This is a genomic window from Pontixanthobacter sp. CEM42 (assembly GCF_017812015.1).
Classification (GTDB): domain Bacteria; phylum Pseudomonadota; class Alphaproteobacteria; order Sphingomonadales; family Sphingomonadaceae; genus Pontixanthobacter.
In genome coordinates this window covers 670,518-686,244 of record NZ_JADQTN010000002.1, presented here as the reverse complement: position 1 = coordinate 686,244, position 15,727 = coordinate 670,518, and the positions used below count along the sequence as shown (strand labels likewise).

Here is a 15,727-nt window from a genome sequence, read left to right as displayed (position 1 = left end):
TACGCTTATGCGATTTGGACTCAATACATTAGCGCGGCTTGGAGCTGTCGTGGCACCCGCCTTAGCTCTCGGCCTTGCAGCCGCTTCACCAGCACAGGCCCAAACAACCAGTTTCGAAGCCGCTTTTGATAGCACGTTCGGCACCAAAACCCGCGCGCCAGAGCAGTTCGATGCGGTTTATGAAACCGATTTCGAACGGCGTATCGCGCAGATCGCGGATGGAGATAAAGGTCGGATCGGTGTTGCCGCGATTGATCTGGCGACCGGGCGCGAAATCTCCGTGCTCGGCGATCAGCGCTTCCCGATGGCCAGCACCAGCAAAGTCGCCATCGCTGCCACTTTCATGGCTGGCGTTGATGAAGGCCGCTGGAGCCTGACGAGCGAATATGCATTGCTGCGCCCTGTGCGCTCTGCAAAATATTCGAGCAAGCGTGCTCCGGTGCGCGAAGGCAAGTATATTTCCGCGCGCGAACATCTCGATCTTATGATCAGCAAGAGCTGCAACGCGTGCACCGATACGCTGCTACGCGTCGTCGGCGGCCCGGCGGCGGTGAATGCGTGGATGCGCAAGGCTGGTATCAAAGATTTCGAGCTGTCGCGCGATATTGCCACTTTGGTGCGCGACGATGGCGAGTATGATCCGGCAACTGTGATCGACAACCGTGACAGCGCCACTCCGATGGCCATGGCTCGGCTGCTTGCAGGCATCTATCAAGGCAAATGGCACAGCGACTTCAGCCGCGACGTGATCATCACTGCGATGGAGCGCACCACTACCGGCAAGAAGCGGATGCGTTCCGGTTTGCCGCTGAGTGCAAATGTCGCGCACAAGACCGGGACGTTGAATCGCACAGCTAGCGATATCGGCATTTTCCGCACGCCAGACGGCCGCACAATTGCTGCTGCGATTTACGTGACCGGCCAGAGTATTTCCTCTGCCCATGAGGCCCGAAACAAGCGCGAGGCGCGGAGGATGCGCGATGAGCGAATCGCGCAGATCGCAAGAGCTCTCTACAGCGGGTATGCCGGATCGAGTGAACGGCAATGGACCGACGCTGAGTATCGTACTGGCGGATAACTGGGGCGTAAGCCTGCTTCGACGAAGCGGGCGTTTCCCTTCTCAGCACAAACAAAAAGGGCGGCACCTTGCGGTACCGCCCTTCTTTATTCGCTAAGCGAATGGCTTATTCAGCAGCAGGTGCTTCTTCAGCAGGTGCTTCTTCTTCGCCAGTCATTGCTTCTTTAGCAGCGTCAGCGCCTTCGGCGACAGCTTCAGTAGCTCCTTCAGCAGCTTCAGTTGCGCCTTCAGCCATAGCTTCAACGTTTGCTTCTGTGTCAGCAGCAACTGCGTCAGCAGTTTCACCAGCTTTTTCAGCAGTTTCCGAGCAAGCAGCCAGAGTCAGAGCAGCGCCAGCAGTTGCGGCAGCAAGTACGATCTTACGCATGTATAAATTCCTTAAAACAGCGAGTGGATGTCGCAAGGCCTTTGTGGCCTCACGCGAAATCTCCCCCCTAGGACAGACTTCGTGATTGCTAAATAATGGCGGAATTGTGGCAGCGCAAGAGGGTTTGCGAAAAATATGCCTTTTTTTGGCCACATTTAACCGAAAGCGGCGGAATCCCGTGCCTTTTTTGCGGTCAGCTGCAGAAGCAATTGAGTGGGGGAATGCCCGATTCAACTTGGCTGACCGCAGGATGTTGCGCTGCTAGGCTGCACATATGTCCGATAAAAAGCACCTCTATCTCGTCGATGGCTCCGCCTATATTTTCCGCGCGTACCATCGCTTACCGCCGCTAACCAATCCCGAAGGGACACCGGTGGGGGCGGTTTATGGTTATACAACAATGCTTTGGAAGCTCGCGGACGATCTTGATGCTGCTGAGGGGCCGACTCACTTGGCAGTGATTCTCGACAAGTCGTCCCACTCGTTCCGCAACGAGATTTACGATCAGTACAAAGCGAATCGCCCCCCTGCACCCGAAGATCTGGTTCCACAGTTCCCTCTGATTCGCGATGCGACACGCGCCTTCTCGCTCCCATGTATTGAGGAGCCCGATGTCGAGGCGGATGATGTCATCGCGTCCTATGCCCGTGCCGCCCAAGCCCAGGGGTGGGACGTCACTATTGTTTCGTCTGACAAGGATCTGATGCAGCTTGTTGGCGAGGAAGACGGCCCGAACGGACCAGCACGGATCGACATGCTCGACACGATGAAAAGCGCGCGAATTTATATCGAGGAAGTCGAAGAGAAGTTTGGTGTAACGCCCGATAAAGTCGGCGATGTCCTCGCGCTAATGGGTGACACTGCAGACAACATACCCGGCATCTATGGCGTCGGCCCAAAGACTGCGAGCAAGCTAATCGCTGAACATGGCGATCTCACTGCCGCCTTGGATTCGGCGGAGGACATGAAAAAGTCCAAGCTGAAAGAGCGCCTTCTGGAACACCGCGCGGATGCCGAACTCAGCCGAATTTTGGTGACGCTGAAGGAAGATTGCGAACTCCCCGTCCCGCTTGAAGAGATGGCGCTCAAGACCATCCCGCCAGAGCCTCTTACCGCGTTCCTGCAGGAGCATGGCTTCACCAGCTTGCTCCGGCGACTTGATTCCGGGAGTGGTAGCCCGGAACGCCCCAACGACCTCAATCCGGCCAAAGCCCAAAAAGCTGGTGACGAGGGTACACCCGACGGCAATCGTCAGCCCTTGCCCGATATGCCTGCAGTGGATCGCACATCCTATGAGTGCGTCCAGACACCCGAAGCGCTCGACGCGTGGATTGCCAAATGTGTGAATGCCCGGGTCGTCGCGGTCGATACAGAAACAAGCGCTCTCGATGCGATGCAGGCCGATCTGGTCGGGATCAGTCTGGCCGTTGGGCCGAATGATGCGTGCTACATCCCGCTTGATCACCACAATGAAGGCGGCGGCGGCACCGATATGTTCGCCGAGCGCCCCGAACAGATTGCGCGCGACGACGCCTTGGAAGCGCTCAAGCCGATGCTCGCCAGCGATGCGGTTCTAAAGATCGGGCAGAACATCAAATACGACCTGAACGTGCTTGCGCGTTACGGAGTCGAAGTCAGCCCAATCGATGACACGATGATTATCAGCTTCGATCTCGACGCCGGACGGGGTGAAGCAGGCATCGGCGGCGGGCACGGTATGGATGAACTGTCCAACCGCCATTTGGGCCATACACCGCTATCGTTCAAAGAGGTGTGCGGCACTGGCAAGAAGCAAATCCCGTTCGGCGAAGTACCGCTTGACCGCGCAACCGAATATGCGGCGGAGGATGCTGACGTTACGTGGAGGCTGCACAAACATCTGAGACCACGCTTACCAGTCGAGGGCGGTACTAAGATCTATGAACGCGTCGACCGTCCGCTAGTTCCGGTCGTTGCGATGATGGAGCGCAACGGAATCAAGGTGGATCGTGCGCGGCTTGCCAAACTGTCAGAGGAATTCGCCACTGAGATGGGCAAGCTTGAAAAGCTGATCCATGAGGAAGCTGGCGAAGAATTCACTATCGGCAGCCCGAAACAGTTAGGCACCATCCTGTTCGAGAAGCTCGGCTACAAAGGCGGGCGCAAAGGCAAGAGCGGACAATATTCGACCGACCAGACCATACTTGAAAAGCTGGCCGGACAAGGTGCCGAGATCGCCACGCGCGTCTTGGAATGGCGGCAACTGAGCAAGCTCAAGTCAACCTATACCGATGCTCTGCAGGCAGCGATCAATCCCGACACCGGAAGGGTTCACACGAGTTACTCTTTGGTCGGCGCGCAGACCGGGCGGCTGTCCTCCACCGATCCAAACTTGCAGAATATTCCGATCCGCACCGCTATCGGCCGTCAAATCCGCGAAGCATTTGTGGCAGAGAAAGGCAATGTCTTGCTCGCCGCAGACTATTCGCAAATCGAATTGCGCCTCGCCGCGCATATGGCCGATGTCCCCTCGCTCAAGGAAGCGTTCGAACAAGGCGAGGATATCCATGCACGCACTGCGAAAGAAATGTACGGCGAAGTCACCCGGGATACGCGGGCGGCGGCCAAGACCATCAATTTCGCGATCCTGTACGGCATTTCGCGCTGGGGACTTGCAGGCAGGTTGGGCGTAGAGGCCGACGAAGCTCAGGAGGTGATCAACACCTATTTCGACCGCTTCCCGGGGATCCAGAAATATATCTCCGAAACGCTGATACAGGTGAAGGAGCGCGGTTATTCGGAAACACTGTTCGGCCGCAAAACCTGGTTCCCGCGGATCAACTCCAAGAACCAGACCGAACGCCAAGGCAGCGAGCGCGCCGCGATCAATGCTCCGATCCAGGGCACCAGCGCCGACATCATCAAACGCGCGATGGCCAGGATGATGCCAGCGCTAGAGGAGGCCGGGCTAGGCCATGTCCAGATGCTGCTGCAGGTCCACGATGAACTGGTATTCGAACTGCCCGAAGGTGACGTCGAGGCGGCGAGCAAAGTGATCGAAAAAGTCATGGCTGAAGCGGCAGAGCCTGCCATGTCGCTGTCGATCCCGCTGGGCATCGATATCGGATCGGGCAGTAGCTGGGGCGAGGCGCATTAGAGGGAGGGCGGCGATATCGGGAGCCAATATCCGAATGTCTGAGTTTGGGGTGGAAAGCTGACGTCGCGCCTCAATCAGAGGAACAGTTACTTTCGGCGAGCGAACTCAAATAACTAGCGCGCTGATCGCCCATTCTTAGACGCTTTCTTCTGGAAAAAATCCCAGCGGCTAAAGTCGACAGGGGGCCTAAAATAGCTGTAGCGAACCCAAGCGAGGAGTTTGTGAATGCTGTCCAATAGACCACACAAACAATGATCATTGTCATTGTGCAAGCAAAGTAAAATAGCTCCATCGTCCGATCAGCGACTTCTGTCTCTGAAGGTATGCGCATTTCTTCCCGGGCAGCCGCTACACCAAGTCGCTTGTTAATTTTCGAAAGCACAATCTTCTCCAGTACCTTTGGTAGTGCATTTTGCTATCTGTTACCAACGTCCGCGATTGGGGTGGAAAGCCGACTTCGCTCGCAGTCTAAAACCACGCTCGAAGACCGACAATCAACTTGAAACCATCCGGGTCCTCACCAGCTAATCGCGCCAAGTTTGCTGTCTGGCCCACCTTGGCTTCGTATTCGACGCCGATATAAGGCGCGAACTCTGGCTGAAGCTCGTATCGCAGTCGAAGACCCGGCTTGATTTTGGTAATACCCGCGCCAATGTCGCGCTCCGGGATGTCTTGCGCAGCCAATTCAATCTCAATGCGCGGTTGCAGAATTAGCTGCTGCGTTATCTTCTGATCGTATTCGCCCTCAATGCGGGCCGTCAGGTCGCCCCTGTCGGATAGGAACAGTGCGCTATCAACATGAAACATATAAGGTGCGAGACCTTGCACTCCGACCACCAAATGCGTGCGTGTATTAGGTTCAGGATCAAAGCGGACACCTGCCTGCAAATCGAAGAAAGGCCCGATGGCACGGCTGTAGATAGCCTGTATCTCGGCGTCCTCGACCGTGCCGCCAAACTCGCCTTCACCTTCTGTTTTTACAACGAAACGGTTAATGTCGCCGCCATACCAGCCTTGCGCATCCCAGACATATCCATCTTCACCGCCATCAGCAGCGAAACGCGCCTCCAGCCGCTCAAGGAGTATCATTCCGGTTTTCATATCGCCGTTTTCGCGGGCCAGTTGCTTGCGCGAAGGGGCCATAGCTTCTGCGCCCCAAATGCTATCTGCTGCGTGGCGCGGACCTTCTAGCGCCCTCGCCGGGACCGCAGTTTCGGGTGCTGCGCCTTTGGCCGATTTATCATCAGGTGCAGAGTGCCCACCGTGCCCCATGGCCGAATGGTCCATTGGAGGCGTGTCTGCTGCGTCGGAAGTAGAATGCGCCATCGAGGCGTGATCTGCTCCCTCAAGAGGTTTCTCATCGTTTTGCGGAGGGCATTGATCGGCTGGCATATGACCCATCGCGCAATGATCCACCTCTGGCGCGGTTTGTTTGCCGTGCGCACTATGATCCTGCGCGGCAAGCGGCGCGGACGCCAGCGCAACTGCTGCGAGAATGCAAATCCGGATCATTCGCCATCACCTTTAGGAAATGGCCGAACGGTAACCACCTGCATCATGCCTGCGTGCATATGGTAGAGCAGGTGGCAGTGAAACGCCCAATCACCCGGCTCATTGGCAGTCAAGTCGAATGTTGCTGTGCCGCCCGGCTGCACCACCATGGTATGTTTGAGTGGTTGATGCATATGGTCTGCACCGTTCACCATTTCAAAGAAATGGCCGTGCAAATGGATCGGGTGCGCCATCATGGTCTGATTGACCAGCTTTACCCGAACGCGCTCATCATAGCCGAACCGGATCGGGTCATCGGTGACGGAAGTGAACTTCTTGCCGTCAAAGGACCACATGTAGCGTTCCATGTTTCCGGTGAGATGTATCTCCATCTCTCGCTCGACCTCGCGGTGCGGGTTCATGCGCTTGGCCTTGAGATCGGTATAGCGCAGCACGCGGTGTGGAACTTTGTCGAGGCCAAGACCGGGGAAGTTCATCCGGTCCATTGGCATCGGCGCAACCATATCGACGCCCGGTCCGGCTTTGACATCATCGGGCAGCAGTGAAGTGTCGCGCATGTCATGATCCATGCCGCCCATGTCGTGCCCCATAGCTGCATGATCCATCATTCCCATATCTGTCATGGTGAGGGTCGGAATTTCGCGTAGCGGCGGAGGGGTTGCAATATGGCCTTTATGCGAAGTCAGACTGGCAACACCCATGCCGCTTCGATCCATCGCTTCCGCTACAATCGCATGGCTTCCGGCGGGCGGGGCAACGATCACGTCGTAAGTTTCAGCCACCCCAATCTGGAATTCATCGACCGCCACTTCATCGACATATTGCCCATCAGCCTGAATGACCGTCATCGACACGCCGGGAATGCGCAGGTTGAAGAACGTCATTGCGCTGCCGTTGATGATGCGCAGACGAACCCGCTCGCCGGGTTTGAACTCCAATTCCAGATTGTCAGCGGGTCCGTGTCCGTTGATCAGAAATGTGTAGGTGCTGCCCGTCACATCGGAGATGTCACGTGGGTTCATTCGCATCTGGCCCCACATACGCCGTTCTGCGCCGGACATCTCACCCTCACTGGCGGTCTGCATCTGACGTTGGAAATAGTGCTCGCCGACTTTCAGCTTCCGCATGATTTCATGCGGATGCATCGGCGTGAACTCGGATAGCAGCACGACATAGTCGCGGTCATAGCGCGGGTCGGGTTCGGCGCTCTCAATTATGATCGGGCCATAATGCCCAGCCTGTTCTTGCAAGCCGGAATGCGAATGCCACCAATAGGTGCCGTTCTGCCGGATCGGAAATTCATAGGTAAAACGCTGACCCGGCTTGATGCCGGGAAAGCTGACACCGGGAACGCCATCGAACTGGAAAGGTAACAGCAAACCATGCCAATGGATCGAACTATCCTCATCCAGATTATTGGTGACGTGCAGCCGGACATCCTGCCCTTCGCGCAAGCGAATGAGAGGACCGGGGACAGTGCCGTTGACCGCAAATGCGTGCCCAGAGCGCCCACCTGTTGAAAAATGGTGATCGCCGATGGCGAGTTCGATGTCCTCACCGGAAAACTCTCCGAAGCCTCTCCTAGCGTGCGTTAGAGAGCGCCCCTTAGCCCAACCCGGCATTGGAAGTGACGTCGCAGCAGCAAGTGCTGCGGTGCTGGTAATCAAGCGTCTTCGTGTAAGTTCGGGCATGAATGCTCATCGCTATTGTTGATCCGCTACAGGTTCCTATATATACCCCCCTAGGGTATTTCAATGGGATCGAACTTATGAGCGACAAAAACAATGCAAAGGTCAATCGGCTGAACCGAATTGCTGGCCAAGTCCGGGGCGTCGCGCAGATGGTCGAAGACGACCGCTACTGCATCGACATCCTGCACCAGATACAGGCGGTCAAATCCGCTCTGGCAAAAGTCGAAACTCAGGTTCTCAAGGATCACGCGGCCTGTTGTGTGGCCGAAGCAATCGCGAGTGGCGACGAAGGTGAGCAGCGAGAGAAATTTCAGGAACTTGTCGATCTGCTCGAACGGACGCGGAAGTAGGAGCCGTTAACGTGAAGCAACTAAAAAACGCCAAACTCTATCGCATGGTCATGGAAGATCACGTGTGCCCTTATGGCGTAAAATCCAAGTGGCTACTTGAACGTCAAGGTTTTGATGTCGAGGATCATCACCTCACGACCCGCGAGGAAACGGATGCCTTCAAGATGGAGCATGGTGTCGAAACGACCCCGCAAGCATGGATCGATGGCGAACGCATCGGCGGCTACACCGATCTGACGGCGCATTTTGGCAAGCCAGTCGAAAAGAGCGGAACTACTTATCAGCCAGTTGTCGCCCTGTTTGCGATGATGGCACTTATGGCTCTCGGCGCTGCGTGGGTAGCGACTGGTAGGCCGCTATCGATCCTTTCTGCGGAGTGGTTTGTCAGTTTCTCAATGTGCGGCCTTGCTTACTTGAAGCTGCGCGATGTCGAGAACTTCTCAACGATGTTCCTGAATTATGATCTGCTCGCCAAACGGTGGGTGCCCTATGGCTATATCTATCCCTTTGCCGAAGGTCTCGCCGGAGTGCTGATGACTGCGCATATTCTCAATTGGATTTCCATCCCGGTTGCGCTGACCATTGGTAGCATTGGTGCCATAAGCGTCTTCAAAGCGGCCTATATCGACAAGCGAGAACTGAAATGCGCCTGCGTCGGCGGCGATAGCAATGTTCCACTAGGCTTTGTCTCTTTGACCGAGAACTTGTTTATGATCGGTATGGCTATTTGGATGCTCATAAAGCCTGCATTAGGCTGAATGCAGACTAGAGCTTTCACAACGGCTGCAATTGGGTCGCAAGCGGACGCCATATTTTCTGCTGTCCTACAGGCGCTGCAAGCTGCATCGTAGCCGCATGGTCCACCTGCCAAACTCTTGCAGCGCTGCCGTCCATCCGCAATCCGTTCTGGGCGGAGCAAACGCCGGGAGTGCGCCCCGGGGGCGGAGCACTCGTGTCGCCTTGCGGCCGAGAAGCAGGTTTTTCTCGATTTTAGAGATATTTAGGGCGACTTTTACGCGGTTGACACCGTGTCGCCTTTGTCAACCATCTGTCACCCTGGCCAGTCCCGCCAGCGACGCACGGGGTTGTAAGTGCTTCGGCGCATCCATAGGTGGCGGCTATGTTAGAACAGTATAACCCGGCAAACTGGGACATCATTTGGAGCGATGCGGCCAGCGCCGCCATCGCGTTGGCTGCAGCCGTCGTAATCGCCTATGCGATCTATCGAATCGTGTTCGCAATATTGCAGCGCGTGACGCGGCAGTCGGAAACAACGACTGATGATCTCATTATCGAAGGTATCAGGCGGCCGATCAAATGGTCGCTGATCGCCATCGGCGTCACGATCGTGGCCCAGGGCAACGACACGCTCGCTTTGGTTTGGGAGCCTATCGCGCGCTTCGTTCGCCCGGCTTTGCTGGGTTGGATCGCTTACACGATTGTCAAAGCCTTCACTGCGGCGATGGAAATCAAGCTTGAGGCATCGGAAGACCCCGTCGCTGTCCGCAGTCGCCGTACGCGTATCGCGATTTTTTCGCGCACGGCCACGTTTGTGATCATCTTTGTCACGGTAGGCCTGATGTTGTTCAGCATCCCGGCGGTAAAGTCGATCGGAACCACCTTGCTGGCTTCCGCTGGTTTGGCGGCACTGGCGGTTGGTGCCGCAGCGCAACCTGCGCTGAAATCGCTTATTGGCGGATTGCAGATCGCCTTTACTGAACCGTTGCGATTGGGTGATTTGGTCGTGATTGATGGACATACGGGCCGGGTGGAGGAGATCCGCATGAGCTTCATCACTATACGAACATGGGATGAAAGAGCGGTTATCGTCCCGACCACATCCATTCTCGATGAGAGCTTCGAAAATTGGTCGCGCAAGAGCGAGAAACTGACCGGACCCATTCTGCTTCACCTCGATCCCGCAACCAAAGTCCAGCCAATCCGCGCGGAATTGGTCCGCTTCGTTGAAGAGAACCCGCTTTGGGATGGCCGCACTGTCCAGTGCTTGATGACCGAAGCCTATCCGGAGAGCATTGAGCTACGCCTTGCGGTCAGCGCCAGAACCATTGGTGATCTGTGGCAATTGCGCTGCCATGTCCGCGAGCACATGCTCGAGTGGCTGCGTGAGGAAATGCCAGACGCGCTCATCCGCCACCGACTCGAAGTCGAAGCGGCGAACGAGCGCGTGAAGGGCAAATAATTATTCCTCGTCAGCGCCGTGCTTCTTGTCGCGCACGGGTTCGACCATTCCATCGGTGAGGAAGCCGATTGACGGTTTGACTGCCGCGGCGCGCTTCTTCAATTCGCCGCGCATCTTTTTATACTCGGCTTCCATCTTCGAAGTGACCGTTGCGCGCGAGTCTTTGATGGCTTCCATAAAGTCGCTTTGTGTGACTTCTTTGACATCGCCGCCTGCACGGCGCAGCGCGTTTAGGCCCGCACGGCGTACTACATCTTCCAGATCAGCGCCGGTAAAGCGCCCGGTGTGTTCTTGCGCGATTTTCGGCAGATCAACGTCTCCCGACAGCGGCATATTGGCCGTGTGGATTTTAAGAATATGTTCGCGACCCGCAACGTCGGGTGTGCCGACATAAATGAGTTCATCAAACCGGCCAGGTCTCAGGATGGCAGGGTCGACGAGCGTGGGGCGATTGGTTGCCCCGATCACGATCACAGATTGTAGATCCTCCAGACCATCCATTTCGGCAAGAATAGTATTGACCACGCGGCCGGTAACCTGCGGCTCACCTTGACCGCTTCCGCGCGCCGGGACGAGACTGTCGATCTCATCGATGAATACTACGCACGGCGCGACCGAGCGCGCACGGGCAAACAAGCGGGCGATCTGTTGCTCGCTTTCGCCGTACCATTTGCTCAAGAGATCGCTGCTCTTGATCGAGATGAAATTGGCTTCCGCTTCTTTGGCGACAGCTTTGGCCAGCAAGGTTTTGCCGGTACCGGGAGGGCCGTAGAGCAAGAAGCCTTTAGCCGCACGAATGCCCAAACGCTCAAATGCTTCGGGATTCTTGAGTGGAAGCTCAATACCCTCCTGCAGCTTCTCGATGGCATCATCGACACCGCCAATGGCATCCCAGCCGACATCCGGCATCTGCACCATCACTTCGCGCATCGCGGATGGTTGCACACGCTTGAGTGCAGCGAGGAAATCTTCGCGAGTGACGCATAGATCGTCGAGAACTTCTTGCGGGACCGTGCGTTCGTCGAGATTGAGCTGCGGCATGATCCGGCGAACGGCTTCGATCGCAGCCTCTCGGGCAAGAGCAGCAATATCAGCGCCCACAAAACCATGCGTCGTCTTGGCCAATTCGGTCAAATCGACTTTGTCACCAACCGGCATTCCGCGGGTATGGATAGAGAGGATTTCGCGGCGGCCCTTCTCATCCGGCACGTCGATCACGATTTCACGATCGAACCGGCCCGGACGGCGTAAAGCCTCATCCATCGCATCGGGACGATTTGTTGCCGCGATCACCACAAGGTTGGAACGTGCCTCGAGCCCGTCCATCAAGGTAAGCAATTGGGCTACCAGTCGCTTCTCCGCTTCACCCTGCACCTGCGTACGCTTGGGTGCGATAGAGTCGATTTCGTCGATAAAAATGATCGATGGAGAAACTCTCGTTGCTTCCTCGAACACTTCGCGCAGTTTCTTCTCACTCTCACCATACCCAGATCCCATGATCTCCGGGCCGTTGATGGTGAAGAATTCGGCATCGCTTTCATTGGCAACCGCTTGGGCAAGCCGGGTCTTGCCGGTTCCCGGAGGGCCATGCAGTAACACACCTTTTGGCGGATCAACGCCTAGGCGGGTGAACAATTCGGGATAGCGCAGCGGCAGTTCCACCATCTCGCGCAATTGTTTGATCGTATCACCGATCCCGCCAACGTCATCGTAATTGACACCCGCACGCGGATCACGTGGCTCCTCATATTCCGCGCGTAGCTCGACCTCGGTATTCTCATCGATATGGACGATGCCCTTCGGGACAGTCGAAACCACACTCAGGCGAATCTGCGTAAGAGCATAGGCCGGCGCGTTGAACATCCGCTGGACTTCCGCAGGCATGTTCTGGACCGGCTGTTGACCAGTCGTTGCAACCAAGTCGCCTGCAACAACTGGTTTGCGGAAGAAGTTCCGTTTGAGTGCTTGTGTCGGGCCCTGCAACCGCATTTCACGCTGCGCAGGCGCGAACACGACGCGCGTTGCGGGTTGCGATTCAGCCTTGGTGATCTGAACATGTTCGCCTGATGCAGCCTCGGCATTGCCCCGCTGGAGGCCATCCAGACGGATCACCGCCAGTGATTGATCTTCATCGTAAGCAGCCATGGCGACCGCAACGGTGCTCCGCTTGCCGGTGATTTCGACGACATCGCCTTCGGTAATGCCAAGCGCCTGAAAAGCAGACCGCGGCATACGGGCAATACCTTGACCGCTTTCCTCCTGCCGTGCCGCCGCGACTTGTAATCGAGTCGTCTTTTCTACTGTCGCCGCGTCGGTTTTCGCCATCAAGCACCTGTTCCTTAGGTCAGAATCAACTTCGTTCGGCTCTAGCTAGGAAGAGGGCGCGCAGGATGCAAATGCGAAAGACCAATCAGGGCCTTGCGGGCGCACAAGAAAAAAGGCCCAGTCGTTACCGACCGGGCCTAAAAAGTTTGGGAGAGGATGCCTAAAAGGCACCGTCTAAATGCGTCACAACCGTTTATTGTGCAAGTGCGAAAAGATCATTGTTTGTTGCACAAAGCGCAACAATCTTGCCAAATACGCTTAGGGTCTGCGAAATTTCATCACAAATCGGTCGGTCTTGCCCCGAATTGACGGGTCAAAAACATTCAATGATTGATCATCTGTGCTGCGGCGCAGCATATCCGACTGGGCCTCCAACACGAAGCCCGCCTTGGTCATATCGGCAATAACACGCGCGGGATCGATCCTATGAAGCTTGGCCGTCACTTCGCGTGGATCGCCAGCTGGCCCAACATGGTCGACGACAATCACCGACCCGCCCGATTTCACGCCTGCAAACCAATTTGCGAGCATCATCTCGGGGTCGAGCCGGGGAAATCTGAACTTTTCCGATTCCCAATAGAGGTCGTGGAACACCAGATGCGTGAAGACGCTATCCACGCTGCCGGGCGCGATCATCATCTGCCGCGGGTCAACCGGCATCGTCCGGATGTTGGAATGCCTCCGGGAAATCGGTGCCCATGCCTCAGCATCGTGGAAGCCCTGCGGGTTAACGGCGTAAACCCGCCCGTTCTTCCCAACAACGTCGGCAATCAACTCGGTGTAATAACCACCGCCTGCCATAAAATCAGCCACGACATCACCGCTCTCGATTCCGGAGAATTCCAGAACTGCCGCAGGTTGTCGACTTTCATCAAGCGCGCGGCTCTCATCGCTGCGTGCGGAGCTGGCGACAGCCGCATCGATGCTCTTCGATCCTGCATGAGATGGCCCAGTGGCCAACATACCCGCCATGGCGAGTGCTAAAACAATAGCCCGCATTGAATTTCCCCCTCAGTTACATTTCCGCTGATGGTAGCAAAGCATGATATTGATCAGCCGACCAGTCGACCTCGACCAATCCCTCGCATCAATCGACTAAAGAGCAACCGCTTCTCAGGATGACACGCGCCCAGCCAATCGCTATGCGCAAAGCAGAACATTCTCTGCTGCAGAACCCAACCGTTCTTCGAGGTGAAATATGCAAAAACTGTTTCCTGACGCCGCATCCGCTCTCGATGGCGTCCTTCGCAATGATATGCTGATCGCATCCGGAGGTTTCGGACTGTGTGGAATTCCCGAACGGTTCCTTGATGCGATCCGCGATAGCGGTGTTACCGGACTGACTTTCGCCAGCAATAATGCCGGGGTCGATAATGAGGGTATCGGTAAGCTGCTGCGTACCAAACAGGTGAAGAAGATGATCTCCTCCTATGTCGGGGAAAACAAGGAGTTTGAACGACAATTCCTTTCCGGCGAGCTCGAAGTCGAGTTCTGCCCACAAGGCACTTTAGCCGAGCGGATGCGCGCTGGCGGAGCGGGCATCCCCGGCTTCTATACCAAGACCGGTGTCGGAACGCAGGTTGCAGTTGGTAAGGAGGTAAAGAGTTTTGCCAAAGACGACGGAACGAACGAAGAGTACATCCTCGAACGGGGAATCTTCGCTGATCTAGCCATTGTCAAAGCATGGAAGGCCGACGAAACCGGCAATCTGGTGTTCCGCAAAACAGCGCGCAATTTCAATCTGCCCGCGGCAACCTGCGGCAAAGTTTGCGTCGTTGAAGTTGAAGAGATTGTACCGGCCGGCTCACTCGATCCAGACTGCATCCATTTGCCTGGTGTCTATGTTCAGCGGATGGTCCTAGGCGCACCCTACGACAAGAAAATCGAGTTCCGCACGATCACGGAGCGCGAGGACGCCTGATGCCACGCAAGACGGCCAACGCTATATTCGCGCTCGGTTCAGCCCTGCTCCTCAGCGGCTGCGTGGTGGCTGCCATCCCGGTCGTCGCCAGTGGTGCGCTGCTTGGCAGAGAAGCGCTTGAATCAGACGAGAACGAAGAACGCGACGGCGTTGTGGCGGTCGAAGACACAGCGGCTGCAGAGCCTGTTTCCGAAACTACGGTTGCTGAGGTACCAGTTCCGACACCGCCACCTGCCGCCGTCACCGAGGAACCGATCGCCGAAGTTCAAATGGCAGAAGTGGCAGTCGAAGAATTGCCGGCATCACAGATTTCGATTCCAGACGAAGAGCTGGCTGTCGTCGAGCGGCCGTCTGCTGACTTCATCGGTCCCGTGGATATCGAGCAGAAAGAGGCGCTCGGCGGAGTGACTGCGGTCGCCGAGGATGCCGAGCTTGTTGAAACGGCTCCAACCGAAGTAGCCGAAGTACCGACAGCACGCGCTGAGATGCCAGCGCCCGTTCCAGACCTAACGGTTGCGGAATCACCAGCGGTTGCGACAGCCTCACCACCTTCACTGCCAAACGGTCCAACCGATTTCCGCGCCTATGATGCGCTCTATAGCTATGTGGATTCACAAGCGCGGCGCGATCCGGTTCAAAGCCCTCGTCAGTCGGCCATATTGGCCGCTCCCGGTTCGCTTAGTCCGACGCGTACAGATTGTAGCATTCGCCCGCCAGCTGTGCTGATTGATCTTGATCCCGGCGATCAGACGTTTGACTCGTCAATCACACCTCAAGCCAATCCGGCATTAGGACAAATTCTCGCATCACTCAGACTGCAAGCGGTCGATATTTTCTGGATCTCCAAGCAGCCTGCGATTGCCGCTGGCGCGATCCGCAAATCGCTCGTTGCCAGCGGGCTGGACCCCCGCGGTGACGATGCGCTGCTTCTGATGCGGCGGGCCGATGACCGTAAGCAGGCGCGCCGCAAGGAACTCGCCGAAACGCACTGCCTGCTGGCTATAGGCGGCGATACGCGTGCCGATTTTGATGAACTCTATCTCTACTTGAAGGACACAAGTGCCGCCCAACCGCTCGAAGAGTTGATCGGCGCAGGCTGGTTCCTGACCCCATTACCGCTGACTGCCCAATAATTTGAAATAGAAAG

12 protein-coding genes are annotated in these 15,727 nt (G+C 56.4%); 7 read left to right on the top strand and 5 right to left on the bottom strand.

Features of this window, described 5'->3' with window-relative positions; translation table 11 throughout:
• Window positions 1–49 precede the first annotated feature (49 nt).
• Window positions 50–1,078, top strand: a complete 1,029-nt coding sequence (locus tag J9777_RS13320) for a serine hydrolase (RefSeq protein WP_348632005.1) — start codon at window positions 50–52, stop codon at window positions 1,076–1,078.
• Window positions 1,079–1,184: 106 nt separating this feature from the next.
• On the opposite strand, the gene J9777_RS13315 is transcribed toward J9777_RS13320, so the two are convergent.
• Window positions 1,185–1,445: a hypothetical protein gene (locus J9777_RS13315; RefSeq protein ID WP_209349287.1), complete on the bottom strand. Its 261-nt coding sequence runs from the start codon at window positions 1,443–1,445 to the stop codon at window positions 1,185–1,187.
• Window positions 1,446–1,719: 274 nt separating this feature from the next.
• On the opposite strand from J9777_RS13315, the gene polA reads away from it, so the two are divergent.
• Window positions 1,720–4,581 (top strand): DNA polymerase I, encoded by a 2,862-nt coding sequence (polA, locus tag J9777_RS13310; RefSeq protein WP_209349286.1) that lies wholly within the window; start codon window positions 1,720–1,722, stop codon window positions 4,579–4,581.
• Window positions 4,582–5,049: 468 nt separating this feature from the next.
• Here polA and J9777_RS13305 read toward each other — a convergent pair whose 3' ends face one another.
• Together J9777_RS13305 and J9777_RS13300 are read right to left on the bottom strand one after the other, a co-directional pair.
• On the bottom strand, window positions 5,050–6,093 hold the full coding sequence (locus J9777_RS13305) for a copper resistance protein B (RefSeq protein ID WP_209349285.1): 1,044 nt from the start codon (window positions 6,091–6,093) through the stop codon (window positions 5,050–5,052).
• Window positions 6,090–7,784, bottom strand: coding sequence for a copper resistance system multicopper oxidase (locus J9777_RS13300; RefSeq protein WP_209349284.1), 1,695 nt, complete (start codon window positions 7,782–7,784; stop codon window positions 6,090–6,092). Before J9777_RS13300 ends, J9777_RS13305 begins: the two co-directional genes overlap by 4 nt.
• Before the next feature lie 77 nt (window positions 7,785–7,861).
• On the opposite strand from J9777_RS13300, the gene J9777_RS13295 reads away from it, so the two are divergent.
• The 3 genes from J9777_RS13295 to J9777_RS13285 all read left to right on the top strand — a co-directional run bounded on the left by J9777_RS13295 (window position 7,862) and on the right by J9777_RS13285 (window position 10,334).
• The gene (locus J9777_RS13295) at window positions 7,862–8,134 is read left to right on the top strand and encodes a metal-sensitive transcriptional regulator (RefSeq protein ID WP_209349283.1); all 273 of its coding nucleotides are present in this window, start codon (window positions 7,862–7,864) and stop codon (window positions 8,132–8,134) included.
• 44 nt (window positions 8,135–8,178) lie between these two features.
• Complete coding sequence (locus tag J9777_RS13290; protein WP_209349582.1) at window positions 8,179–8,892, top strand: glutaredoxin; 714 nt, start codon at window positions 8,179–8,181, stop codon at window positions 8,890–8,892.
• 362 nt (window positions 8,893–9,254) lie between these two features.
• A complete protein-coding gene (locus J9777_RS13285) occupies window positions 9,255–10,334 on the top strand; it encodes a mechanosensitive ion channel domain-containing protein (protein WP_209349282.1) in 1,080 nt (359 codons plus the stop codon).
• Here the strand turns inward: J9777_RS13285 and J9777_RS13280 are convergent, their stop codons facing one another.
• Together J9777_RS13280 and J9777_RS13275 are read right to left on the bottom strand one after the other, a co-directional pair.
• A complete protein-coding gene (locus J9777_RS13280; RefSeq protein ID WP_209349281.1) occupies window positions 10,335–12,659 on the bottom strand; it encodes a CDC48 family AAA ATPase in 2,325 nt (774 codons plus the stop codon).
• A 258-nt stretch (window positions 12,660–12,917) separates the two neighbouring features.
• Window positions 12,918–13,658, bottom strand: coding sequence for a methyltransferase domain-containing protein (locus J9777_RS13275; RefSeq protein WP_209349280.1), 741 nt, complete (start codon window positions 13,656–13,658; stop codon window positions 12,918–12,920).
• A gap of 199 nt (window positions 13,659–13,857) precedes the next feature.
• Here J9777_RS13275 and J9777_RS13270 point away from each other — a divergent pair, with 199 nt between their 5' ends.
• Together J9777_RS13270 and J9777_RS13265 are read left to right on the top strand one after the other, a co-directional pair.
• Window positions 13,858–14,580 (top strand): CoA transferase subunit A, encoded by a 723-nt coding sequence (locus J9777_RS13270; protein ID WP_209349279.1) that lies wholly within the window; start codon window positions 13,858–13,860, stop codon window positions 14,578–14,580.
• Window positions 14,580–15,713 carry a hypothetical protein gene (locus tag J9777_RS13265; RefSeq protein ID WP_209349278.1) on the top strand — a complete coding sequence of 378 codons (1,134 nt, stop codon included), beginning with the start codon at window positions 14,580–14,582 and terminating at the stop codon, window positions 15,711–15,713. The genes J9777_RS13270 and J9777_RS13265 overlap by 1 nt, the downstream gene beginning before the upstream one ends.
• Window positions 15,714–15,727: the final 14 nt, after the last annotated feature.

Excerpts from the sequence above, each read along its gene's own strand:
- J9777_RS13305 (WP_209349285.1), bottom strand. The coding sequence starts at position 6,093 with ATGATCCGGATTTGCATTCTCGCAGCAGTTGCGCTGGCGTCCGCGCCG.
- J9777_RS13275 (WP_209349280.1), bottom strand. The coding sequence starts at position 13,658 with ATGCGGGCTATTGTTTTAGCACTCGCCATGGCGGGTATGTTGGCCACT.
- J9777_RS13285 (WP_209349282.1), top strand. The coding sequence starts at position 9,255 with ATGTTAGAACAGTATAACCCGGCAAACTGGGACATCATTTGGAGCGAT.
- J9777_RS13315 (WP_209349287.1), bottom strand. The coding sequence starts at position 1,445 with ATGCGTAAGATCGTACTTGCTGCCGCAACTGCTGGCGCTGCTCTGACT.
- J9777_RS13300 (WP_209349284.1), bottom strand. The coding sequence starts at position 7,784 with ATGCCCGAACTTACACGAAGACGCTTGATTACCAGCACCGCAGCACTT.
- J9777_RS13280 (WP_209349281.1), bottom strand. The coding sequence starts at position 12,659 with ATGGCGAAAACCGACGCGGCGACAGTAGAAAAGACGACTCGATTACAA.
- J9777_RS13270 (WP_209349279.1), top strand. The coding sequence starts at position 13,858 with ATGCAAAAACTGTTTCCTGACGCCGCATCCGCTCTCGATGGCGTCCTT.
- J9777_RS13290 (WP_209349582.1), top strand. The coding sequence starts at position 8,179 with ATGGTCATGGAAGATCACGTGTGCCCTTATGGCGTAAAATCCAAGTGG.
- polA (WP_209349286.1), top strand. The coding sequence starts at position 1,720 with ATGTCCGATAAAAAGCACCTCTATCTCGTCGATGGCTCCGCCTATATT.
- J9777_RS13265 (WP_209349278.1), top strand. The coding sequence starts at position 14,580 with ATGCCACGCAAGACGGCCAACGCTATATTCGCGCTCGGTTCAGCCCTG.
- J9777_RS13295 (WP_209349283.1), top strand. The coding sequence starts at position 7,862 with ATGAGCGACAAAAACAATGCAAAGGTCAATCGGCTGAACCGAATTGCT.